General features: G+C 66.4%; 12 protein-coding genes. 4 read left to right on the top strand and 8 right to left on the bottom strand.

The features are described 5' to 3' along the window. Position 1: 1 nt before the first annotated feature. The 6 genes from ACQR1B_RS17905 to ACQR1B_RS17930 all read right to left on the bottom strand — a co-directional run bounded on the left by ACQR1B_RS17905 (position 2) and on the right by ACQR1B_RS17930 (position 19,256). Positions 2 to 6,691, bottom strand: a complete 6,690-nt coding sequence (locus ACQR1B_RS17905) for an amino acid adenylation domain-containing protein (protein ID WP_434834664.1) — start codon at positions 6,689 to 6,691, stop codon at positions 2 to 4. Beyond that, positions 6,675 to 13,439, bottom strand: coding sequence for a type I polyketide synthase (locus tag ACQR1B_RS17910; RefSeq protein WP_434834665.1), 6,765 nt, complete (start codon positions 13,437 to 13,439; stop codon positions 6,675 to 6,677). The genes ACQR1B_RS17905 and ACQR1B_RS17910 overlap by 17 nt, the downstream gene beginning before the upstream one ends. After that, positions 13,436 to 17,329: an AMP-binding protein gene (locus ACQR1B_RS17915; RefSeq protein WP_434834666.1), complete on the bottom strand. Its 3,894-nt coding sequence runs from the start codon at positions 17,327 to 17,329 to the stop codon at positions 13,436 to 13,438. Before ACQR1B_RS17915 ends, ACQR1B_RS17910 begins: the two co-directional genes overlap by 4 nt. A gap of 51 nt (positions 17,330 to 17,380) precedes the next feature. Next, on the bottom strand, positions 17,381 to 17,602 hold the full coding sequence (locus tag ACQR1B_RS17920) for a hypothetical protein (RefSeq protein WP_434834667.1): 222 nt from the start codon (positions 17,600 to 17,602) through the stop codon (positions 17,381 to 17,383). Positions 17,603 to 17,650: 48 nt separating this feature from the next. Then, a complete protein-coding gene (locus ACQR1B_RS17925; RefSeq protein WP_434834668.1) occupies positions 17,651 to 18,202 on the bottom strand; it encodes an MbtH family protein in 552 nt (183 codons plus the stop codon). A 316-nt stretch (positions 18,203 to 18,518) separates the two neighbouring features. After that, on the bottom strand, positions 18,519 to 19,256 hold the full coding sequence (locus ACQR1B_RS17930) for a DUF3102 domain-containing protein (protein WP_434834669.1): 738 nt from the start codon (positions 19,254 to 19,256) through the stop codon (positions 18,519 to 18,521). A 699-nt stretch (positions 19,257 to 19,955) separates the two neighbouring features. Here ACQR1B_RS17930 and ACQR1B_RS17935 point away from each other — a divergent pair. From ACQR1B_RS17935 to ACQR1B_RS17950, 4 genes are all read left to right on the top strand, one after another. Continuing rightward, entirely contained in the window at positions 19,956 to 20,534 is a 579-nt protein-coding gene (locus tag ACQR1B_RS17935) for a YcjF family protein (RefSeq protein ID WP_434834670.1), read from the top strand. Between the two features lie 210 nt (positions 20,535 to 20,744). Continuing rightward, positions 20,745 to 20,921 carry a hypothetical protein gene (locus tag ACQR1B_RS17940; protein ID WP_434834671.1) on the top strand — a complete coding sequence of 59 codons (177 nt, stop codon included), beginning with the start codon at positions 20,745 to 20,747 and terminating at the stop codon, positions 20,919 to 20,921. Between the two features lie 97 nt (positions 20,922 to 21,018). Beyond that, on the top strand, positions 21,019 to 22,662 hold the full coding sequence (locus ACQR1B_RS17945) for an ATP-binding cassette domain-containing protein (protein WP_434834672.1): 1,644 nt from the start codon (positions 21,019 to 21,021) through the stop codon (positions 22,660 to 22,662). 89 nt (positions 22,663 to 22,751) lie between these two features. Further along, positions 22,752 to 23,999, top strand: a complete 1,248-nt coding sequence (locus ACQR1B_RS17950) for an SPFH domain-containing protein (protein WP_434834673.1) — start codon at positions 22,752 to 22,754, stop codon at positions 23,997 to 23,999. A gap of 37 nt (positions 24,000 to 24,036) precedes the next feature. On the opposite strand, the gene ACQR1B_RS17955 is transcribed toward ACQR1B_RS17950, so the two are convergent. After that, a complete protein-coding gene (locus ACQR1B_RS17955; RefSeq protein ID WP_434834674.1) occupies positions 24,037 to 24,798 on the bottom strand; it encodes a thioesterase II family protein in 762 nt (253 codons plus the stop codon). A 228-nt stretch (positions 24,799 to 25,026) separates the two neighbouring features. Further along, on the bottom strand, positions 25,027 to 25,539 hold the full coding sequence (locus ACQR1B_RS17960; RefSeq protein WP_434834675.1) for a YcjF family protein: 513 nt from the start codon (positions 25,537 to 25,539) through the stop codon (positions 25,027 to 25,029). Positions 25,540 to 25,597 lie beyond the last annotated feature (58 nt).

A 25,597-nucleotide genomic window follows, 5' to 3' on the forward strand; every position in this document is an offset into this window, starting at 1 on the left:
TTCACCGGCCATCGAGAGTCGCACGTTGCCGGCGTCGTGGCCGCAAACGCTCTTCCGTTCCGGACAGACGCGTGTCCGGGCCTGCTGCGGCAGATCCGCCGAGATCGGCGATGCGCTGCGCCAGTTGCGCGACGGTCGTCGCCTCGAAGACTGCGCGCAGCGGCAGATCAATGCCGAACACCTGCTTGGTCCGCGAGACGAGTTGCGTCGCATGCAGCGAATGGCCTCCCAGCGCAAAGAAATTATCCTCGATGCCGACGCGCTCGATCTGGAGCACCGACTTGAAGATCTCGCACAGGCCTTCCTCGCTGGCATTGCGCGGCGCGACGAAGCTGGCCACGAGCAGCGCGCTGTCATCGGGCTGCGGCAGCGCTGCGGTGTTCAGCTTGCCGTTGATCGTGAGCGGTAGCGCGTCGAGCATGACATAGGCCGCGGGCACCATGTAGTCGGGCAACAGGGCCTCGCATCGCTGGCGCAGACTGCGCGCATCCAGCGCCGGCCCCTCGGCCTGCACGCAGTACGCCACGAGCCGGCCGCCGTCTCGTTGCTGGCGCACCACGGCGTCGCGTAATCCGGCCGCGCGCAGCACCTGCTCGATCTCGGCAAGCTCGACCCGGAAGCCACGGACCTTCACCTGACCGTCGAGACGGCCGAAAAACTCCAGCTCGCCGCTGTCCTGCCAGCGCGCCGCGTCGCCGGTCCGGTAGAGCCGCCCGGCGCGGAAGGGATCCGGAACGAAGCGCGAAGCCGTCAATCCGCCGCGCCCGAGATATCCGCGCGCCACGCCGGCGCCGCTGACATAGATCTCGCCTGCCGTACCGACCGGCACGAGTTCAGCAGCGGCGTCCAAGACATAGGCGCCGAGGTCGGAGATCGGAACGCCGATCATGTTGCCCTGCCCCTCGAACGCATCCGATGCACTGACGCGCCGGTGCGTGACGTGCACCGTCGTCTCGGTGATGCCGTACATGTTGGTCAGCACCGGATGCGCGTCGCCGCGACGTTTGAACCAGTCGGTAAGCGTCGCGGCATGCAGGACGTCGCCGCCAAAGATCACGTGCCTCAGCGCCAGATGCGGACGGACACCCTGGCCGTCGCGCCGCGCGTCCTCCGCCGCGAGCTGCGCGAATGCCGCCGGCGTCTGATTGAGGATCGTCACCTGCTCGCGCGCGAGCAGGTCGAGAAACGCGCCGGGTGCGCGACTGGTCTCCAGCGGCACCACGACCAGGCGGCCGCCATGCAGCAGCGCGCCCCAGATCTCCCACACCGAAAAATCGAAGGCGTAGGAATGAAACAGCGTCCAGACATCCGCGACCGACGGGGCGTAGTTGGCCGCCGTCGCCTCGAACAGGCGCGTCGCATTGCCGTGCGACACGACGACTCCCTTGGGCCGGCCCGACGAGCCGCTGGTGTAGATGACATAGGCGCCATTGTCCGGACTCGTCGCACCGGGCGGAGGCGTGTCCGGCAGGTCGCGCCATGGCGCGTCGTCGTCGATCAGGATGAGAGGCGCGCCCTGCAGCATCACGGCGTGCTCGGCCTGCGTCAGCACCAGCAGGGCCGCGCTGTCCTCGATCATGCCGAGCAGCCGGCCCGGCGGGTGCGCCGGATCGAGCGGCACATAGATGCCTTGCGCCTGCAGCACCGCGAGAATGGCGACGATCTGGTCGATCGAGCGGCTGAGACAAAGGCCGACGCGCGTCTCGCTATGGACGCCACGTGCACGCAAATAATGAGCGAGCTGCGCGCTGCGCCTCGCCAGCTCGCGATAGGTCACGCTCTCGCCCGTCGCGGTCAGGGCGACCGCATCGGGCTGACGGCGGGCGACCAGTTGGAAGCGTTCGTGCAAGCCTGGCGGGGACGGCACGGTGTCGCTGATCGTAAGCGCGTCCGGGCGCCCGCGTTCGAGCAGCGCGCTGCGCTCGGCGGCCGAGAGCAGGCTGTCCGACCGGCATGGCGCGTCCATGGCGGCGGCCATCGTCTCCAGGCAGCGCGTATAGCACTCGGCCATGCGATCGAGCTGCGCGGCCGGAAGGATCGCCGCATCCGCGATCATCACCAGTTCGAGCGTATCGGACGACGGCAGCACGCTGGCCTGCAGGATCAGCGGGAAGTCGGTCTGTTCCCACACTTTGTAGCCGAGAACCTCGACGCCGCCCTGCTGCGTGATCGCCTCGTAGACGTGGAAATGGACAAAGTTGAACACGGTCTCGAACAGGCGTCGAGCGCCGGCCAGTGTCTTGATCGCGGCCATCGGATAGTGCCGGTGCGGCAGCAGCCGGCGCTCGGCCGCGAAGGTAGCCCGCACCAGGTCCAGACTGCTGCCGGCATCGGCCAGCGAGAGCTGCAGCGGCAGCGTGTTCAGGAAGACGCCGAGCACGCGCTCTCCGCCGTCGCATTCGGGCCGGCAATTGATCGTGAGCCCCGTGGCGACCTCGCGCTCTCCCGTCAGGAACGACAGCACGCGCAAATGTGCTGCGAGCAGCACGCTCTTCAACGGCGCCTCCGCCCGCGCCGCCAGTGCGCGCAGGCCCGAAGCGACCGAGGCGCTGACCGGCACCGGCACCAGCCGGATGTCGCGACCAACAGATGCGGCGCCGACCGGCGAGCGCGGCATCCGGCCGGACGGCAGCCGTTCGACCTCGGCGGCCCAAAACTGCTGATGCGCGGGCGCGGCGATCGCCGCGCGCTCCAGCGCGATCAGCTCGGCGAAGGCGACCGGCGGGCGCGCTGCGGTGAGGGGCACGCCGCCGCGGCAGCGAAGCGCATAGCCCGACAATAGCTGCGTCATCAGCGTCGCCACGCTCCAGCCGTCGAGAATGACGTGATGGAAGCCGAGCACGATCTGCATTTCGTCCGCCGCGCGCCGGAGCAGATGGAAGCGCAGCAACGGCGCGGTCGCGAGCTCATAGGGCGTGCGACGCATCTGCTCGACGATGTCTAGGATGCGCAGCTCCTGGGCGTCGTGACCGAGGCCGGACACATCCTCGCCGGTACAGCGGAGCGCGGCGCTCTCGTTCACCAGCTGCAGCTGCTCCTCGAAACTGGCCAGCGACAGGCTGGTGCGCAGCACATCGTGCTGGGCCATCGCGGCGGCAAGCTCAGCGTTCCACGCCGGCAGATCGAGCGGCAGCCGGACGTGGAACGTGAACACGTCGCGATAGAGACAATCGGCCGGATTAAGCTGCTCCTCGAACAGCATGCCGGCCTGCAGCCGCGACAGCGGATAGGCATCGCTAATCCCGGCGGGGATGCGGGCGCGATCGGCCGCGGACAAGAGCGCAAACGGCGCCGTCGCTGACCTTGCTTGTGCAGGACGCGCGAGCGCCGCCTCTACATCGATCGCCCGGGCCAGGTCGACCACGCGCGGGTGACGATAGAGCGTCGCGACCGAGGTCTCGAACCCTGCCTTCCGCAGCTGAGCGAGAACCTGGAGACTGATCATCGAATCGCCGCCGCGCGCGAAGAAATCGTCGAGACGGCCGACGCGTTGCACCTCCAGCAATTCTTCCCAGATGCGCGCGATCGCGCGCTCGGTGCCCGTCTGCGGCGGCTCGTAGACACCTGACGCGCCGCGTGCCTCACCATCGGGCGCCGGCAACGCCTTGCGATCGAGCTTGCCGTTGCGCGTCAGCGGCCAGCTCGGCAGATGCACGAAGGCGGAGGGAACCATGTGCGCCGGCAGCGCCTGCTCGCAACGTCCGCGCAGATCGGCCGCGATGGCGGCGTCCGCCGCCGCGGCCAGGTAATAGGCCACGAGTTGCCGACGCCCCGGCGCATCCTCACGGGCGACGACGACGCAATCGCGCACCAGGGGATCGGCGGCAAGCACGGCTTCGATCTCCGCGGGCTCGATGCGGAAACCACGCAGCTTCACCTGATCGTCACAGCGGCCGAGATATTCGATATCGGCTGACGGCCGCCAGCACGCCAGATCGCCGGTGCGATACAGCCGCGCGCCTGGCTCACTCGCGTAGGCATCCGGCACGAAGCGCGCGGCCGTTCCGCCGGGAAGATGGAGATAGCCGCGCGATACGCCGGCGCCGCCGACATAGAGCTCGCCTGACACGCCTTCCGGCACCGGCTGCAACGCCTCGTCCAGGATATACAGAGCAAGGTCGGGAATACGCTGTCCGATCAGGCTGCGACTGCCGGTCCGGCAATCCTGATCCGTGATCAGCCGCCGCGTGACGTGGACGGTGGTCTCGGTGATCCCGTACATGTTGAACAGCTGCGGCTGCTGGTCACCATGGGCATCGAACCATGGCGCCAGCATCGCAGGCTCGAGCGCTTCGCCGCCGAAGATCACCGTCCGCAGCCGCAGCGCCGCGGATCGCTCGGCGTGGCGCGAGCCGGCCATCAGCGCGCGAAACGCCGACGGCGTCTGGTTCAGCACCGTGACCCCCTCCTCGACCAGGACCGAGAGGAACTGCTCCGGCGCGCGGCTGGTGAGATAGGGCACGATGACGACGCGGCCGCCATGCAGCAGCGCGCCCCACATTTCCCAGACCGAGAAATCGAACGCGAACGAGTGGAACAGCGTCCAGACGTCGTCGCTGCTGAAGTTGAACCAGGCCCGCGTGGCCGCCATCAGCCGCGTGACATTGCCGTGCGTGACCACGACGCCGCGCGGCCGGCCGGTCGAGCCTGACGTGTGGATCACATAGGCCGCATTCGCAAGCACGACGTCGACCTGGGGCGGCCGGTCGTCGGCGGCCGAGAACGCGCTCGGCGCATCGATGAAGATGGCATGCACTTGGCCCAGATCGAGCTCACTGGCCATCGCTTGGGTCGTGACGACCGTTGCGATGCGGCTGGCGGACAGCGTGGCAGCCAAATGAGCGGCGGGATCGCCCGGGTCCAGCGGCACATAGGCGGCCCCCGCTTTGAGAATGCCGAGGATGGCCACGACCATGGCGCAGCTGCGGTCGAGATAGACACCGACGCGATCTTCCCGGCCGATGCCACACGCCACCAACCTGTGCGCGAAGCGGTTGGCGCGACGATCAAGCTCGGCGTAGGTCAGCTGGATGCTGCCGTCGGTGACGGCCACACGGTCAGCATAGCGGTGCGCCACGCGCGCAAACCAGCCGTGCAGGCTCACATCCGCGACTGCGACGTGATCGATCTCGTTGCGGCGCTTGATGAGCTCGGTCCGCGCGGCCGCGCTCATGATGGGAAGCAGGCTGACCGGGGCTGCATCGTCGCGCGCGATCGCCTGCAGCAGCGCGAGCAGGCCGTCCCGCATCTGCCTGATCGTCTCCGGCTGGAACAGGCACGTCTTGTATTCGATCAGGCCGCGCCACCCGCCCGCCGTCTGCTCGACATGCAGGCTGAGATCGAACTTGGACATCACGCTCGGCATCTGCAGTGCACTGAAGCGCAGGCCGGGCGGCGACAATTGCTCGACGTCGCTCTTCAAGAACAGGAAAAGCGCGCGGAACAGGGGATTCTGACCGACTGCCCGATCGGGGCGCAGCGCCTTCACGACCGCGTCGAACGGCGTGGCCTGATGCGCAAAACCCTGCAGCACCTCGCGGTGGACCTGCGCGAGATGGTCGCGAAAGGCGGCATCCCGGCCGCCATGGTCGAGACGAAGCACGAGCAGGCTGGCAAAGAAGCCGACGATGTCCTCAAGCTCGCGCTCGTTGCGGCCTGCAATGGAAGTGCCGATCGAGATGTCATCGCTCCTGCTATAACGCTGCAGTAGCAGGCCGAAGGCGGCGAGCATGATCGAGAACATCGTGACGCCCTGCCGGCGCGCGAGGTCAGCGAGCGCATTCGACAGTTCCGCCGGCAGCGCGAAGGGCTCGGAGGCGCCCCGATAGTCGGGCGCGCTCGGTGCGCGCCGGTCCGTCGGAAGCTGCAACTCCGGCGCGTCGGCCAGATGCTCACGCCAGTAGGCGAGATCGCGATCGGTCCCGGCTCCCGCAAGTTGATCGGCCTGCCAATGGACGGCGTCAGCGAATTGCAGCCGTGGAAGCGGCAGCGACAGGCCGCGATAGACGTCGACCATCTCGCGCAGGACCAGGCCTGCCGACCAGGCGTCCGCCACGAGATGATGCGCGCAGACCAGGAAGCACCAATCGCGCTCGCCAAGCCGGGCCAACGTCGCGCGCAACAACGGCGGTTCGGCGAGGTCGAAGGCATGGTCGCCGTCTGCATCCATCAGCGCGATCAGCGCCGCGTCCCGTTCGTGCTGCGGCAGCTTGCACAGATCGACGGTGCGGAACGGCACCGTGACGCGGGCGTGGATGCGCGCCACCGGCTGGCCGTCGATCTGCTCGAACGTCGTCCGCAGACTTTCGTGACGCTCCACGCTGGCGTCGAGCGCGGCCTGCCAGCGCGCCGGATCGAGCTCTCCCTCGATGCGGATCGCCGAGCGGACGACATAGGCCGGAAGGCTCGCGGGATCGAGCTGATGCAGGAACCACAGATTCTGCTGGGCCAGCGAGAGCCGGGTGCGGTCGGCGCCCACAGGCGCTGGACCGATAGCAAGACCCGGCTCGGCCCGGCCGCGCTTGAGATATCCGATCAGCTCCGCCTTGTGAGAACGAAGCTGGTCGCGCAGCTCGGATGTCACGGCTCCGGCGGGGGCGCTGACGCGCAGGTCCTCGCCGGCGACGCCGAGATCGATGCCCTGGCGCGCGCAGGTCTCGAGCAGCTGCAGCAGATCAGAGCGTGAACTCATCGCGCACCTTTTCTCGTCCCGGCTCGAGATCGGCCGGAGCCTGCCGCGCCCGCACGGCGTCGACGCGGAAACCGATGAGCAGCGTTTCAGCGAGTGACGCGATGCTGGCCCCGCGCAGCAGATCGATCAGCGAGACGTCCAGGCCGAGCTCGCGGCCGATACGGTTCTTGAACTGCATGGCGACCAGCGAATCGAGTCCGAGATCGGTCAGACGGCGGCTCACCTCGACGCGCTCGCGCCGCTGCTTCAAGATGTCGCCGACAATGCCGCACAGGGCATTCAGCAGCAGCTCGCGCTGCGCTTCGAGATCGTGCGACTTCAGCGTGGCGAGGAATGCCGTGGCGGCAGCCGATTGTTGCACGGCACGGCCGGCCTTCTCGCCCAGCACCTCGCGCAGGATCGGCAATCCCGCGAGCAGGCCATCATGCTCGGCGAGCGTCGTGAGATCACCCGGCAGCACCGCAACGCGCGCCGCAGACGGATGGCCGAGCAGCCGCGCCAGCACCGCGATGCCCTGGTCAGGCGTCATCCGGCTCATGCCGGCCTGGGCGAGGCGCGCATGCGCCTGCTGCCCATAGGCGGTGGCGGCGAAACCGACATCCGACCAGGCGCCCCAGGCGATCGAGAGCGCCATTTGCCCGCTTGCGCAGCGCCGCTCGGCGAGGCCATCGAGAAAGGCGCAGGCCGAGGCATAGACCGACTGTCCAGCGGGTGGCGTGAGCGAGGAGAAGCTCGAAAACAGCAGGAAGAAATCCAACGGCCCATTGCCGAGCGCGCGATCCAGGGCATGAGCCCCGACCACCTTGGCCCGCAGGCCCGTCTCGAGATCTGCCGGCGTGACGGCTTCCAGCGGCTGATCGTGAAATACGCCGGCGGCGTGGACGGCGCCGCGAATGGCGGGACGATCGCTCGCCTTCCAGTCGTCCAGGATGCGCGAGAGCGCTGCGGCGTCGCCAATGTCGACGCTCCTGTAGTCGACGGTGACGCCCTGCGACGCGAGCTCGGCGATATCAGGATCATCGGCGTCGCGCACCGAGCGTGCGAGCAGAAGCAGGTGCCGTGCCCCGCGCTCGACCAGCCAGCGCGCGACCGTGAGGCCGAGGCCACCGAGACCGCCAGCGATCAGATAGGTGCCCTCGCCACTGATGCTGAGTGGTTCCGCGGCTGGCTTCAGCGGCGCGCGAACGAGGCGCCGCACGTACTGGACGCCGCCGCGCAAGGCGATCTGATCCTCGCCGGGCGCGCCGCGCAACAGCGCCGCGATTCCAGATGCGGCATCTGCGGGCGCAGCCTTCGGATCGATGTCGGCGATCCCGCCCCACAGCCGCGGATGCTCGCGCGCCACGGCCGCGGCCATGCCCCAGAGGCTTGCATGCACGCATCCGGCGACCGCGTCATCCTCGCTGACGGCCTGCGCATCCGATGTTCCGATCCAGATGCGGGTCGGGCATCCCGCGCGGCGCGTCACCGCCTGCACCAGGGCGATGACGGTCCCTACCCCGCGCGCCTGCGCCGCCAGCAAGGCCGCGCTGTCCATGTCCGCAATCGACGGCGAGTCGAGCGGCCACAGACAGAGGATGCCGGGACAGGTCGTCAGATCGAGCGCATCGAGCCACGCGAACTGCTCCGCGGCCGGCAGCTCAGCCTGGTCCTTGAAGCGGCGTATGGCGAACGGCTTGCCGGCCGCTGCTTTGAGCCACGCATCGGCGACGCCCCGCTCATCAGCCAGCACGATCCAGTTGTCGGCGGACTGCTTAGCAGATGACGCTGTAGCAGGACTGACCCGCCAGCGAATGTCGTAGCCCCAATCAGCGAGCTCATCGTCCACGGCCTCTGTCTTCAGCCGCTCGACCACGAGGTCGCGGATCGACAGCAGGGGCTGCCCGTCCGCATCGCACGCGACGACGCTCCCGCTCAAGGACCCCCTCGATGCATCGGCGATCTGCGCAAAGGCATGAACATCATCTTCCGGCCAGTCGCTGACCGGCCGGTGCAACTGCACCCCGCCGACGCGCGTCGGCACGAAGATGCCGTCGGGATCGCTGGCGCCGACATGGTGCAGCAGCGCGGCGAGCGCCGTCTGCAGGCAGCCATCGATGAAGGCGGCGCCGACCTCGCGCGAGCGGTCCGCGCGCGCACGGCCCGGGAGGCGACCAAGCGCCCGGCCGTCGCCGACAGAAAGTGCGCGCAGCACGCGCAGGCTGCCCTGCAGTTCAACGCCGCGCGCAGCGAGGCCGCTATAGAAATCGGCAACGGACAGCTCGGTGGGACAGCTCTGCCGAGCTACAGCAAGTTCGACGCTTAGTTCATTTGCATCGCGTCCAGCTACCGGGCCGCTGCCTGCGCAAGCCTGCTCGTGCAGATCGCGCAGCGCTGCGAGCTGCGGCAGGTGAGCGAGGATATCAGTGTCGCCGAGACCGAAATCCAGCAGGCACGCGATCTCGTCGACACCGGCCGCGCGCAGGCGCAAGCTCATGTCGAGGCAGCTGTCCGGCGTGCCGAACAGCGCCCGCGTCCCCTCGAAACGCTCATAGAGAAACGCGACGAACGCCTCCATATCGGCGTCGGAGAGCGCGTCGATGTCAAAGTCCTGGCCGCGACTCTCGGCGAGCCCGCGCAGCAGCGGCTTGCTGGCCTTGAGGTAATCGCAAAACGGTTTGCGGGCGACGCGCCGCACCGTCTGCAGATCATCGGCAATGAAGGTGTGGCACATCACGGTGACGCGACCAGCCTCGGGATCATGGCCGTGCTCGGCGCGGGCGGCGCGATAGATCGCGATCTTCTCGGCCAGCGCGTCGACGTCCTGATCGAGCAGATGGGTGAGCAGGTTGGTGCCCAACGCGCCGGCCTGCCGGAACGACTCCGGATTGCGCGCCGCCGTGATCCAGAGCGGCAGCTCCTTCTGCAAAGGCGTCGGATAGACCCGCACCTGCGTGTCGCCGTTCGGACCGCCGGCTGTGACAGGCTCGCCGCGCCAGAGTGCGCGCAGACGTTCGACGCCGTCGTAGAGATCGCGATAGCGATCCTCGTAATTGCCGGACGCCAGCAGGAAGTCGGCCGGATTCCAGCCCGGCGCCACGGAGACGCCGATCCGGCCGCCGGACAGATTGTCCACCATCGCCCATTCCTCGGCGATGCGGATCGGATGATGCAGCGGCAGCACCACGCTGCCGGCGCGCAAATGGATGCGGCTGGTCTCGCGCGCCAGCGCGGCATGCAGCACCGATGGATTCGGATACAGGCTTCCCATCGGCGTGAAATGCCGTTCCGGCACCCAGACGGCACCGAAGCCTGCGGCATCACCGCACCGGGCCGCCTCCAGAATCAACGCGTAGCGATCGGCCGGCGCATCGGACTCGATCGCCGCAAAGAACATCATCGAGAATTCGAGCGCCGCCTGCGCGCCGCGGGCGATCGGCGCCGTTGTCGCATCGCTCGCGTTCGTGGCAGAGCGAAGCGCCGTTGCAGGGCGCGGCAGCCGCACGCGGGCGCGGGTGTGGAGCTGCCACCCGGTCGTGCCATCATCCGCGCGGCGCGCATGGATGCTCAGCGCGGCCATGCCGCCCGGACGGTGCTCCAACTGAACCTGGATACGCTGCGCGGCAGGATCCTCCGCGTATAGCGTGCGCACCAGCTCGATGTCCTCAACCTCGCAGCAGTCGACATCAAAGCCTGTGCGCGCCGCCTCGAGCGCCAGCTCGATCTGCGCCGACACCGGCCAGATCGCGCGCCCGAGCAGCGCGTGCTCGCCGAGATGGCGGCGTCGTGCGGGCTCTGCATCCACCTCCCAGGTCTGAGTCCCTGCGGGCGCACCGACCACATCGACACGCTCACCCAGCAGCAGCTCGGAGCCGACGCGGCGTGGCGCAGCCAGCTCGGCCGGCCGGCGATCCTCCTCGGGATAGAGCCAATGACGCTCGCGCCGGAACGGATAATGCGGCGCGGCGGTGCGATGCCGCACCGCGCCCGCATGCACCGCGCGCCAGTCGATCGCAACACCATCGACATGCAGGCGTGCGAGCGCCGAGCAGGCCGTCTCATCATCATCGCGGCCACGCCGCAAGGTCGGACAGGCCGTCCATTCGGGGACGATCTGCATCGCGAGACCCGCCAGAATCGGCTGCGGTCCCAGTTCGAGCGCATGCGAGAACCCGGCTGCCGCCAGCGTCCGCACGCTGTCCTCGAAGCGCACCGGCGCCAGCACGTGCTCGCACCAATAGTCCGGGTGCGCGATATGCTCGGGCGCGACGAAGCCGCCGGTCAGGTTCGACACCAACGGCACGACCGGCGCCTGCATCTGGACGCCCGCGAGTGCGCTGCGCAGGCGCGCGACCATCGGGCGCATCAGCGGCGAGTGGAATGCGTGCGACACGGCCAGCCGCTTGACCTCGATCCCCGCGGCCCGGGCCTGATCGATCACGACGCGCAGATCATCCAGCGCGCCCGAGATCACGTTCTCACAGGGCGCATTGAAGCCGGCGACGGCGAGCGTTTCCGGAAACGCAGCCACCGCTTCGCACGCCCAGTTCGCCGGCGCAAAGACCACCGCCATGCCGCCGCCTGCAGGCAGCTCCTGCATCAGGCGTCCGCGGATCGCGGCGAGACGCAGCGCGTCCTCCGGCGTCAGCACGCCGGCGGCTGCAGCCGCCGAGATTTCTCCGACGCTATGTCCGAGCACCGCGGCGGGCTCGATGCCCCAGTGACGCCAGAGCTCGAGCAGCGCCAGTTGCAACGCGACCAGCGCCGGCTGCGTATATTGCGTCTGATCAAGCAGAGCGCCATGAGGGGAGCCTGGCTCGGCGAACAGCAGATCCGTCAGCACGATGCCTGTCTGGTCGCGCAGCAGCTCGCAGCAATGATCCAGCGCGTCGCGAAAGCGCGGCTGAGTGGCGTAGAGGCGGCGCCCCGCCCCTGCATATTGCGAGCCTTGCCCGGTGAACAGCAGCACGGGACGAACGGCCTCGCGCGGCGCACGACCGCGGGCGATTCCGGTGGAGCGCCCGGACGCCGCCGCGCGGAGCTGCTCGGCCATGTCGGCCGCGCTCGTCGCGACAATGGCGATCCGCTCGCGCAGATGGGCGCGTCCGGTGCTCGCGGTGAAACAGATATCGGCCAGTTCATCCGTGCCGGCCTGCGCAAGGCGATCGGCATAGCGGCCGCACAGCGCATCAAGCACGTCCGGTCCGGTGGCTGACAGCGGCAGCACCCAGTGCTGCTCGCGCGATGTTGCATCCAGCGGCGCACCGTCCCGCGCCGCGTCGTTCCCTGCTGCAACAGACGAGACGACATCGACGCTGTGCGGGATCGGCTGTGCCCGCGCGGCATCGGCGGGCGCGGCTTCGAGGATCACCTGCGCATTGGTGCCGACGAAACCGAAGGCGTTGACCGCCGCGAGCCGCGGGCCGTTGCCGAACCACGGCGTGGACGCCGTCGGGATCACGATCGGCCGGCCATTCAGCCGGATCTTCGGATTGAGCTCGCGCAGATGCAGGCTCGGCGGGATCTCACCGTGCTGCAGGACCAGGAGCGCCTTGATCAGGCCGCAGATGCCCGCGGCGCTTTCCAGATGCCCGAAATTGGTCTTCGCAGCCCCCAGCGCCAGAGGCCGCTCCGCAGGCCGCTCGCCATACACATCGCCGATCGAGCCGACCTCGATCGGATCGCCAAGCGGCGTGCCGGTGCCGTGGCATTCGACGTAGCCGACATCCGCCGCCACCACGCCCGCCGCAGCCAGCGCATCGCGAAACACCGCGCGTTGCGCAGCACCGCTCGGCGCCGTGAAACCGTTGCTCCGGCCATCCTGGTTGACGGCCGAACCGCGCACCAGGCCGAGAATGCGATCGCCGTCGGCTTCGGCCGCCGACAGCCGCTTGAGGACGATGACGCCGCAGCCTTCCCCGCGCGTATAGCCGTCGGCCGTGGCGTCGAACGTCCGGCAGCGTCCGCTCGGCGAGATCATGCGCGCCCGCGACAGATTGATCGTCGGCTCGGCGACAAGCATGACGTTGACACCGCCGGCGAGCGCAACCTCGCATTCGTTGTTGCGCAGAGCCTGGCAGGCGAGATGCACGCTCACCAGCGACGACGAGCATGCCGTATCGACCACGATGCTCGGTCCCTGCAAACCGAGCACGTAGGACACGCGTCCGGCGGCCGCGCTGAAGGTCGCGCCGGTGCCGAGATAGGCGCCGATCTCCTCACGCCCCATTTCACGCAGCTGACGAGCGTAGTGATCCTGGTACATCATGCCGACATAGACGCCGGTGCGGCTGCCGCTCAGGCCGAGCGGATCGTAACCGGCATCCTCCAGCGCCTCCCAGGCCACCTCGAGCAGGACGCGCTGCTGCGGATCCATGTTCGCGGCCTCGAGCGGCGAGATGCCGAACAGTTCGGAGTCGAAGCAATCGACATCATCGAGGAAGGCGCCGCAGCGGCTGAGGATCTTGCCGGCTGCGTCGGGATCAGGATCATACAGGGCATCGGCATCGAACCGCTCGCGCGGCACGGTGCCGACGGTGTCGACGCCATCGCGCAGAACGCGCCACAAGCTCGCGGCGTCCCGCGCCCCGCCCGGAAAACGACAGCCCATGCCGACGATGGCGATCGGCTCGCTGGCAGCCACGTCGCGCTCGGCGAGCTCGTTGCGGAGCGAACGGATCTGCTCATAGGCGAGCCGCAGCAGATCGTGAATCGGTCGTTCTGCCTGACGAGCTTCGCCGTCAGGACCAAGTCCGCGCCTGTCCATCATGGCCGGCGATCCCGACCATCGATCTCTGCGGAGAGCAGTGTTGCAAGCTGACTCTCGGACAATCCGTCGAGATCGACCTCGGCGCTGCGGCCTCTCGCCGCGACAGCCACTTGGCGGCGGTCGCGCGGCCAGCGCGCTGAGCCTTCAACATCAGCCTTGGTGGCGAGGCTCTTCGCGGCGAGGCTTTGGGCCGTGGCACGCGCCAGCGCCTCGATATTGGGATAGTCCCATGCCGCGGTCTGCGATACGTCTGCTCGCACGAACTGCGCCAGGTCCGACGCGAGCTCGACCGATGTGACCGAGTCCAGGCCAAAATCCGCAAAGGCACGGCGCCTGTCGACGCTCGCAATATTCAGCTGGGACCGCTTGGCAATCCACTGCTGCAGCCAGCGCTCGATCGCAGCATGATCCAGGACACCGGCGGCACCGTCAGTTGCGCGCGTCAGCACCGCGGCGCGCTGCACGCCCGGGGCCGAGACCTGGGCCGGTGCGACCGTCTCTTCCGGACGCAAGGCCATCGCTTCGGCCGCGCTCTCCTCCCGGCGCAGCAGAGGATCGAGCTGATCAACGACGCCCGGACGACGCTGCTCGTGATCGCCGATGTCACGGACGAACCGCGCGACGGCCGCCTCGATCTCGGTAACGCCGAGCGGCTCGGGCGCAGCCCCCGCGATGGCGTCGTCGATGGCCTTGGTCGCCATGGCGAGACGCTGACCGACCCAGTCGCGCGCACGGGCCGCGAGCGGATCGGCGGCAGAGGAGCCGCTGTCCTTGTCGGACTCGACCACGGCGCACCACACCGTCCAGCAGCCGAGCTCGGCCAGCAGAGCCACGCCCCGCTGCACGTCGACATTGGTTTGCACGAGCCGCCGCGCCGCGCCGTCTAGCGCGTCGCTGAGCTCGGGCACCGCCAATCGGTCGCGGAGGAAGGACCGCAATTGCTCGCTGCCGGCGGCCACGCGGCTGCCGACGAACATCTGCATCGTCTCGGTCGGCCCTTCGAAGATGCGCAGCAGGCGAACGTCGCGCAGCATCTGCGGCGCGAGATTGGTTTCGATATAGCCGCGCCCGCCGAGCATCTGGACGAGGCTGTCCACCCCGCGATAGGCGGTTTCGGCCGATAGCGCCTTGATCGCGGCGTAGATCTCAGCGGGGACGTCGATCCCGGCGTCGAGCCATCCGGCGATCGACTGAACGAACTGATCGAGCGCCACCGCCTCGACCAGCACCGCGGTCAGCCGGTCACGCGACACGACGTTGTCGAGCAGCCGTCCCGACGCGATCTGCCGCCGGCCGGCATAGCGCACCATGAGCTGGGCGCTGCGCTTCAGCACGCCGGCTGACACCGCTGCCGTGCAGGCACGGCCCAGCTGCAGGATCTCCTGGGCGATCTGCATGCCGCGCCCGATCCCGCCGAGCACATCGGCAGCCGTCGCACGCGCATCGCGCAGCTCGACACAGTTCTGCACCATGCCGCGCAGGCCGACCGTCAGCTCTTCGGGTCCTTGAATGAGACCGGGCGTATGCTGCGCCAGAGTGAAGGCGGTGATGCCACGGTTGACGCCTGCACGATCGATGACGCGGGCAAAGACGTGGATCGTGCCGGCCCACGACGCCGTGCCGATCCAGCGCTTGCTGCCATTCAGCGTGTAGGTGCCGTCGTCGTTCTCGACGGCGGTGGCCGTGATCGCCGTCGAGTTGGACCCGGCGGCGGGCTCCGTGAATGCGAAGCTGGCGAGCTGACGCCCCTGCGCGAGATCAGGGAGCAACAGCCGGCGCTGCGCCTCCGTCCCATGACGCAGCACGGGCTGTACGCCGAGCACATTATGCGCAGCGACGAACGCCGCAATCGTGGTGTCGATCGCGGCGATCTGCTGCAGGACCCGCAGCATGTCGCGATACGACAGCGCAAGGCCGCCGACCTCTTGCGGCGCTCGCATGCCAAGCAGGCCCTTGCGGCCGAGATCGAGCACGATGTGCGGCGGAATGGTGCGGCGCTCGTCGACGAGGCGCGAGTCGATCCGCGTCTCGGCATAGTCGCGCAGCCACGAGATCGCGAGCTCGGCCCTACCGGGCTCTCCAGATTGATCGCCGAGGCCGGACGCAGCAACATCTGTTCCGACGATGTCGGCGGCAGAGTTGGCGCCCGCACGCGGCGCCTCCCAGCGAAATACCTCGGCAAGCTCGCGGGCCGCGAAGGCCCGCGCGCATTCCCGGCGCTGAACCTTGCCGCTGGAGGTGCGCGGCAATGTCGGCGGCTGCAACAACACGACCGCGTCGAGCGCAAGCCCATGCTCCTCTGCGACGGCCGTGCGGATGGCGCTGACGACCTGGTCGCCATCGAGCCGACGCAGCGCTGTCCGACGCACCTCATGCACGACGACCGGATGCTCGCTGCCATCCCGCAAGACGGCAAAGGCGGCGCCGGAATCCGCCGGCTGCAGGCTCGGATGCGCCATCGCGACGGTGCGCTCGATATCCTGCGGATAGTGATTGCGGCCGCGAATGATCAGCAGATCCTTGATGCGCCCGGTCACGCAGACCTCGCCGGCGTCGACGAAGCCGAGATCTCCGGTCCGGAAGTAGGCCACGTCATCGCTGCCGTCGGCCAGCCTCACGCCGAATGATGCCCGCGTCTGCTCGGCATTCCGCCAATAGCCGAGCGCGACATGCGGCCCGGCCAGCCAGATCTCTCCGACGACACCGTCCGCCACCGGCCGGCAACTTTCAGGGTCGACGATGCGCAGCGTCTCTCCCGGCGCAGGCCGCCCACATGAAAACAGCACCCTGGCCCCGGGCATCTCCGGCACCACGCGCCGTGCCTCGCGCCGCTCGAGCGCCGCGCCATCGAGGGAGATGCGGCGCCCGCCGCTGCCGGGCTCGCTGCCGGCCGCAAACAGCGTCACCTCAGCCATACCGTAGCACGGATGGAACGCCTTCGGATTGAACCCGCTCGGAGCAAAGGCCGCGGCGAAGGCATCGGCGACGCGGGAATCGACTGGCTCCGACCCGCAATAGGCGACACGCACGGACGACAGATCGAGCGAGCGCCGCTGCTCGTCGCTGATCCCCTCCACACAACGCGCATAGCCGAAGTTGGGCGCCCCGACCCAATCGGGGCGAAAGCGCGTGATGGCTTCGAGCCAGGTCGCGGGACGCCGGATGAAGGTCGGCGCCGCCAGCAGCACCACGCGCGCGCCAAGAAACAGCTGCTCGAGAAGACTGGCGATCAACCCCATGTCGTGAAACACCGGAAGCCAGCTGACCGTATCCGAACGGCTGGTCAGCCCGAAGCTGTCGCGAATCATGATGAGGTTCGTGAGCAGATTGGCGTGCGTGACGACAACCCCCTTGGGAGCCGTCGTCGATCCCGATGTGTACTGCAGGAACGCGTAGCTGTCGGGCGACAGATCCGGTCCGACAAACCGCTCCGCGCAGCCTGGATCGACCTCCTCGCAAATCAGCAGTGCGCCCGGATTCTGTCCGTCGCGGCGCATTCCCTCGAGCCAAGCCTCGGTCCGCGCTCTCGCTGCAGACGTCGACACCACGACGCTGGCCTGCGAGTCCGCCAGGATGCGCGCCAGCCGCGGCCAATGCCGCGCATTAGCCGGGGGGTACGCGGGAACGGCAACCACACCGGAATAGAAGCAAGCGAGAATGGCCGCGACGAAGTCGAGCCCCTGCGGACAAAGCAACAGCGCACGCTGTCCGGGTTCGGTCAGATCGAGCAGGCTGGCCGCCATCGCACGCGCGCGCGCGTCGAGCTCGCCATAGCTCCAAGTCTCCTCGCTGCCATCATCGCCGAGAAACGTGACCGCAGGATTTTCGCTCTGAGCAGTCGCATGCCCGCGCAGGATGTCGACGAAAATCTGAGGGCGACGGGAATGCATGAAAACAAATTCCCCAAAATTAACTCATGTATATCATGGGTACTAACAAGGTCAATCTTTGCTCGCATTCTTCATCAACACACGCAACGATCCATCCATCGCAAGACCAATCGTGCAGACCGTGGCGAAGCCATGCGACTGCCGTCGCAAACATTTTGCGAACTGCCACACGCGCGAGACACGACAAATCAATTGGTCGCGTTGATAGTCCTTGTGAGAACGCTCCTGCTGCCGGTCATGATCAACGCCGCGCTCTACGACATTCGAGATCATGAACTCCGCGAGCGCCTCGCAAAGCCGGCAGGACGCCGACGAGGAGACTTAGTTCAGGACTTCGAGCCAGCCACGGCCGACCATCTCGGCAACATCGATTCTGGCATGGACACATACACGCGTTCCATCGAGAGTCAGGTCGCCCTGCAGCGCCAGCATGCCCCGGCGGGCATCGAGGTCGCAACCAGCCAGTTCAAGCGTCTTTGGATCGAACCGGATTCCGAGCTCAGTACCACCGCGGGTCTCGGGAAACCGGACCATGACATGCCCAAGCTCGATGCGCTCACGCAGCCGCCGTGATGGATCATCGCCCAGACCGATGATCTCCACGCGATGATCGCCATGGCTGAGGGTCTCGACCACGGAGGGGCCCTCCGGCATCGGAATAGGAGCCGGCGCAGGACCGGGATTGGCCATCTGCTCCCGAAGACTGCGCGGCCGCATGTCTATCCAGACCTCGTCGATATGAGCCAAGCATTCCGGCTTCGTTCCGGACATTCCGGTCGCATGCCAGCCCGGAGGTATCTCTCGCCCCTCGGGCCAGATCGAATACTGCTCCTCATGATTCATGACGACGAGATAACGCGGCTCGGCGGACATGCTGGACATCTGAGCTCCCTGATCGACAACGCCGTTCGATGAGGCCGTGTTTGTAGTCACTGATCGGCCGTTCATTTCAAAATTGCATCTCGATATCGCCGCGAGAACTGCAAACAGATGACAGCCTCGTCTCCACGCGACTCGATCGTCCCTGGTCGATTGTCCCTACAATCCTCTTCGACGCGAACCCGCCGGTATCGAGCCCAACGTCCAGCGCCATTCATCCGCACCGTGTCGGGCATCGTTCCGATCCCAATCAGCCCTTGCACCTGCGCGCACCCGGACCCGCTCGACGCGGGCTTGCATGCGAGCCGACTCAAGGCTCCATCGCAGCGACCGCCGCCACCGCGTTGTAGATGGCATTCCCCAACTCCGGATCGGATCTCAGCGACCGTCGTGAAAATATTCTCGTCACGCGCTCGAAATCTCGCGCCGACAATCCACCCCTGAGCACACGAACGAGTTCGGCCACGGACGCCTCGGGATCAAGCCGCACGTCGTCGGTCGGGTCCATCTCCGTGTCATCGTCATCAACGACCGTGTCTTCTCGTTTTGGGTCAATGCGCGCGGCGCGGCGATCATCGCCCCTGCGAAGCGCCCGCGCCCGTTCCCGGACCGACGCAACTGCAATGTGCTTTCCAGCCAGAACGTCGGCCAGGACATCGTCGACGAGCTGCTTCGGAGCGCTTGGCGCGGACAAGATATAAAGTAGGGATGCGGGCAAAAGCGAAACGTTTTCGCATTTGCCGGCCGTCCAATTCGCCACCTGCATGTAGTTTTGTGCTGTTCGCACAGGAATACCGACCTCCTGCTCGACCCAGTTCGCAAACGCGCCATGAGCGAGATAATGTTTGGCGGCCACCAGGTCCTTGCCGACTTGAATGATCGATCGCGAAGCGGTCTGACTGATCCGCCGGGCCTGCCCCCTGAGAAACCTCGCCACCGACGGATCGACGGAGCCGTAATCGAAACCGGATTTGCTGGAGGCGTACGACTGCTCAACCTGGGACGTCACGAACCCGACTTTTGTATCAATACGGCTCAGCATCCGCATGCTATGTTCGGACACGCTGCGACCCCCTTCCAATCCACCTGTCTCGAACGCTCCAACCAAGATACGCCCTGGCGTCTTACGGGTGTCTATTTCACATTTAACAACCTATAGTGTTATTCAATCGCCACGCACGGTCAAGCAACAAATACCGCATGCGACCTCACCGGAGTGACATCCTCACCGAAACGGCAACCGGCAACGCGATCGATGCGCGCGCCGCGGCAATCCGCAGGTTTCTATGCGGAACTTAGATCTCCGTACCAAACAGTCGGTCCTATGGGCCTTGCACTCACTCCCCTGAGCCCCACACCTTCCGGCCGGGACGCCTGATGCTTGTCAGCGGACATGACGCCTCATTCCTCCTGGATCGAGGCCGCAACGCAAGCGTCAAATCCAGAGCTGCATCAACTATCACCAGCTATCATGATCCGAGTGGTATCGTGTTGACTGACATTTGCGCAGACACCCTGGAGCGGCGAAGCCACTCTCGACCCCGCAAGGTCGCTGCCGTGCCTCAATCGCTCACGGGCGACGTGCGTACCGTCACCGCTCCTGATTAGATTCACCCCCGACGTCGACATGCAGCATGCGACCATGAGGTCTTGGCTGGCTTACAGCGCAAAGTTGTGATAAGTGTCGAAGTACCAAGCAACGTATTGGCCCCCAAAGCTCCGCGACGGCGGGACGAGAGGTTCGCAGATGAGCCAGGACGCGAACGAACCAAGCGCGCGAAAGCCGAAGGCGGCGATCACTCCAGCCGTTGCAGCATCGCACCCGACCGACGACTCCAGAACGGAGACGTTGTCCGATCAGGAGCGTGACGCGGCGGCCATGAAGCTGGTTGATCGCTTTTCGCTCGGGACAGGTGCAGCCGCGCTCATTCCCATTCCGTTGCTGGACCTGGCGGCTGTGGGCGGCCTTCAGCTGCAGATGCTGCGCAAGCTTGCCGCCATCTACGACGTCCCCTATTCCGAGAACCGAGGGAAATCGATCATTGCGAGTTTTGCCGGTACGCTGATCCCCGCCGGCGCGGCCCCCGCGGCGGCAGGCCTCCTGAAGGCCGTTCCCGGCATCGGAACGGCGGTCGCGGCGGTGACTTTGCCGACGTTCTGCGCGGGGGCCACCTATACGATCGGCCGAGCCTTCATTCAGCACTTCGCGTCCGGCGGAACGCTTCTCGATTTCACGCCGCCCGATTACCGGAAGTTCGCGCGAACAATGAAGGACGATTTCCGCTTGCGTAGCCGACCCGGCTCGTCAGCCGGATCTGAGGCATGACGTACGACACCATCACGGCCGGCGAGTGCATGACCTCGGACACATGAATTCAGTTCAATGACCTCAATTGCGTGACCTCAATTGCATGGCCCAAATTGCATGGCCCCAAGGACACGGTCTCGATTACATGGCCGCCAGGCGCATGATCCCCGCGCCATTTCACTCAGCCCCGCATGAGCCGCGCGCCACCCCGGGAGAACGGATTCGGCGATGATGGGAGCTGTTTACGCCATCATCTACTTGATATTCTGCGTGCTCGTCGGGCTGTGCGGCACGCAACGTCGCCTTGGCTTTTTCGCGACGTTCATCGCTTCGATCATCGTGACGCCCGTCGTCGTGCTCGTCATTCTGCTCTTCACCGCGCCAGCCAACTCGACCCGATTGTAGATCCAGAAGACGACCAATCCGCGAATACTTTCCAGAACTCGAGGGCATTGGCCACAGCCGCGCGATGTCCGAGCTTGAACGGGTCGGGTCCCGAGACATGCATTTCTTCCAACTCATTCGGCAGGAAATGCGCGGGACCCTGCGACGCCTGATCGTCATTTCCAGTATCGCCGGCGCCAGCAACGCTGCAGCCCTTGGGGCGATCAACTCCAGCGCCCAGACATCCGGCAACGAAGGGACGAGCGTCTGGATGGCTGGCGCCTTTGCCGTTTCTCTCTTTGTGTTCGTGAAGACTCAGGACTACCTCCTCGTCGCGACGACCAATGAGATCGGAGCCATCGTTCACAGGCTGCAATCCCGGCTTGCCGACGAGGTGCGGCAATCCGAGCTCGTCATGCTCGAGGGCATCGGACGCCCGGCCATTCTGACGGCCATTCTCGGACATACGACAACCTTGACGCAGGCCGCGCAGAGCCTGGCACTTGCCGGGCAAGGGTTCGTGATGCTGTTTTTCGTCGGCATCTACATCGCTTACCTTTCACCGTTGATCTTCACGATGAGCGCCATCATGATCGGAATGATCATCTGGGTCATCCACGTGATGAATCGCGCACATTCCGCTGGGGCAATCGAATCGTCCGGACTGGAGGATCGAATGCTCAATCGCCTGACCGACTTTCTGGATGGCTTCAGGGAGATCCGGCTCAACCACGCGCGCAGCGAGGAACTGTTCGACGACACGATCGAAGTTTCGCGGCAGGCCGCCAATATCAGAATTCGCACCCAGAGCGACACCTTCAGGGGCACGATATTTACCCAGAGCTCACTCTACGGGCTGCTGGGCATCGTCGTTTTCGTCTTGCCGCGCTTCGGCGACGTGGAAGGCGATGCGATCGCGAAGGTCACCCTTCCGCTGTTGTTCCTGGTCGGCAGCTGCTTCGGCGCCGTCCAGGCCATTCCCGTCATCGCAGCCGCGAATGCCGCGACCGATGGCATCATGCGGATCGAGTCCAGGCTGCGGTCGGCTCGGACCGCGGCTTCGGTCTCGCCATCGGCGCCGCGGCGCGAATTCAACGAGATCAGGCTGCACGACATCGTTTTCCACCGCGACGAACCGTCGACGGACACGCTGTTTCAGGTCGGTCCGTTGAATTTCACGCTGCATTCCGGCGACATCGTCTTCATTACCGGCGGTAACGGATCGGGCAAATCGACGTTTCTGAAACTGCTCGCCGGTCTCTATGAACCGTTGTCGGGCGACATCACCTTCGACGGGGTGCGCGTCAATGCACGGACGCGCCAGGACTATCACGAGCTGATGGCGGCGATCTTCTCCGACTTTCATCTGTTCCAACGGCCCTACGGGATCGCTGCGGCGGAACTGAACGAGGTCGATCGGCTGCTGACCTATTTCGAGCTGGATCGCAAGACGGGGCTGGTCGAGGGCGAGTTCACCACGCTCGACCTGTCGAGCGGCCAGCGCAAGCGTCTGGCGCTCGTGATCGGCCTCTTGGAAAATCGCCCCATCCTTCTGCTCGACGAGTGGACGGCCGAGCAGGACCCGGAGTTTCGCCGGACGTTTTATCAGGACTTTCTGCCTGAGCTGAAGCGAAGCGGGACGACCGTGGTGATGATAACCCATGACGAGCTGGAAATCGAAGAGCTGAGCTTTCCGTCGCGGCGATTGCGCATGGACGAAGGTCGGTTCGTGGAGCGGCATACGACGGAGATCGGCGTGTGAAGACGCGTTCAACTGTTTCGTCGGCTCCCACGCAAACGCGGTGGCAACGGTTTGCGTCCCGATCTCTTCCGCTGATCGTCGTCAGCCTGATGATCGCGACGGTGTTCATCGCCGTGATGTATCCCCACGTCGCAATCACCGTTCCGACCGGTCAGGCGGGCGTGCTGTGGAAACGGATCGGTCACTTCAGTTTCTCGTGTTTCTGCATGGCCGGACGCGGCACGGTGCTCGACCCGACGGAGCTCCGCAACGAAGGACTGCATTTCGTCTGGCCGTGGGATCGGCTCTTCCTGTACGATCTGAGGCTGCAGAGCGCGACCCAGACCTATGGCGCCATTTCCAAGGACGGCGTCAGTATTGCAGCGACGATCAACGTGCGCTTCCAGCTGAAGCACAACGCACTCGCGCAGCTGCACAAATTCATCGGACCGGACTACATGGACCTCGTGGTGCGTCCGGAGCTCGGCAGCCGAGCGCGCGAGGTGATCGCGCAATATAGCGCCGAGGAGGTCTACTCGACGGCACGTGAGGCCATCAAGAACACCATTCGCAGCAGCGGCCAAGCCAAGGTGGATGCGCAGCTCAACCGGCTGGTCCAGCCGGAGACGATCCATCGGTCGCAGCTTCCCGATCACGAGCCGCTGACGCCGGCTCTGAACGACGCGATCGACATCGTCGATGTTCTCGTTCTCGACATCACGTTGCCGGAGGCGGTGATGTCTGCGATCAATCGCAAGATCGAACAATTCTACGTCGCCCAGGAGTACGAATACCGCGTGGTTCGTGAAATGCGCGAATCGGAACGCAAGCGGATCGAGGCGGCCGGCATCCGGGATTTCCAGCAGATCGTCAGCCAGGGAATCTCGGACTCCTATCTGCGCTGGCGCGGCATCGAGGCGACGCTTCAGCTCGCGCAATCCCACAACGCGAAGACCGTGATCATCGGCAGCAACAAGGATGGCCTGCCGATCATTCTCGGCAACGCCGATGCACCTCTGCCCGCACCTATCGCCGCCAGTGCCGGCGCGGCTGAGGCCCAGACGCCACCGCCGACGCCTCACACCCAGGCGGTCTCGCCGACGGCGCCGACCTCGGAAGCGGCGACGGTGGCGACACCCCCGGTCGAGGCCGCCAGGCCCGGCACGCCGCCATCGCCCGAGCCGGCCCAACCCCAGGACTCCGCAGCGCCGCTCAAACCGCGGTCGCTGTTCCTGCCGAGCTGGTCGGACATCCAGTCGCTGGTGTCGCCGGCAGCACCACCGGTGGCTCGGCCGGCGCCGGCTCCCCCTCCCCGCCCGAACCGGCCGCGGACGGAACGACCGCCGCCACCGCAGTAGCCAGTGTCTTGGAGACGGATCCGGAAGCCGCGCAGCATCAGGCGATCCAGCGCTCGACCTCCGATACGGCGAGGCTGATCAGCTGCTCGCGTTCGCTGTTGACGAAGAAGTGGTCGCCTTCGATCAGATGAAGGCGGAAATCGCCATTGCTGATCCGGCGCCACGCCTCGAGCTCGTCGCGGCCGACGTCGACGTCGCGCAGGCCGCCGAACGCGACGACGGGGCACTGCAGGCTGGACGGCTCGGCTGCGACATAGGTTTCGACCAGCTGCAGATCAGCCCGCAACGTCGGCAACACCAGCTGCATCAGTTCGATGTTTTGCAGCACGCTCGGCGCCGTGCCGCCCAATCGTCCCAGTTCGTCCAGCAATTGGCGATCGGGGAGGCGATGCAGCCAGGGCTTGCTCGAGGCCAGGTGGGGAGCACGGCAGGCGGACGCCATGAAGCCCGAAGCGATGCGGCCATGGTCGCGGGCGAGCACGCGCGCCGTTTCGTAGGCAATGGCCGCGCCCATGCTGTGACCGAAGAAGGCAAACGGCTGATCGAGAAGCGGCAGCAGCGCCTTCGCCAGCGCGGCCGCGACATGTCCGAGATTGGTCCACGCCGGCTCCGCGGAGCGCTGTTCGCGACCGGGCAACCGAACCGCGCGAACGTCGATCGTGCTCGGAAATTCCCGCGGCCAGCCGCGGTAGACAACGGCACCACCTCCGGCATAGGGCAGACAGAACAGGCGGAGCTTCGGTCGTCCTACATATTCCGCCAAGGCAATCCACGGCGAACCGCCAGCGTGGGACCACATCGATACAAGCCTGCCATGCGGCGCCAGAGGTCGCCGAAATCTGTAAGACACTTTCCGACCGAGAGATCCTCGGCTGCAGCTACTTTATCCGGGACCGCCGATCGGAGGAAGAGCCCATGCGTCGCAGCAACCGGTTTGACCTGCAACGACGCACAACCGAACACCTACAACCACCGGCGACTCGGTCCCGCCATCTGCTGCCCGCTCCAACGAGCGCGCAGCCCGGGATCACAGGTCGGATGCCGTGGTCGAAGCGCCGGACGCATGCTTCTTGATGAACTCGCGATAGTCGCCCGGGTTGAAGTCCAGCAGCGTGCCGCCGGATGCAAAGTGCTGGATGAACACCTTGCCGATCGCGTAGGTTGCGGCGCCGGAGATGGCGGGCATCGTCACGGCGGCCAACGTCATTCCGAGCGGCGGCACGGCCTTCAACGCACTCAACAGTCCCGTTGCCGCAGCCGCACCGGCCCCCACCGGGACGATCGACCCCGCCAGACTGGCGACCAGCGACTTGCCGCGGTTCTCCGAGAACGGCACGTCGTAAATTTCGGCCAGTCGCCGCAGCATCTGCAGCTGGATGCCGCCGACGGCAACCACGTCCACGATCGGAAGGGGAATGATCCCCGCGGCCGCGGACCATTTCGAGAACCGTCTGACCAGGCGCTCGGCCAACTCATCACGCTCCGCGTCCGTCGCCGGCGCGGTGATCGTCTCCGATTCAGCTTCCCGCTTCGCGTCCATCTTCGTCTTGACTCCCGTCTCAGTCGTTGACTGCACCATCGGCCGATTCCTCCAACGA

This window comes from Bradyrhizobium oligotrophicum, from assembly GCF_051168495.1.
Classification (GTDB): domain Bacteria; phylum Pseudomonadota; class Alphaproteobacteria; order Rhizobiales; family Xanthobacteraceae; genus Bradyrhizobium; species Bradyrhizobium oligotrophicum_A.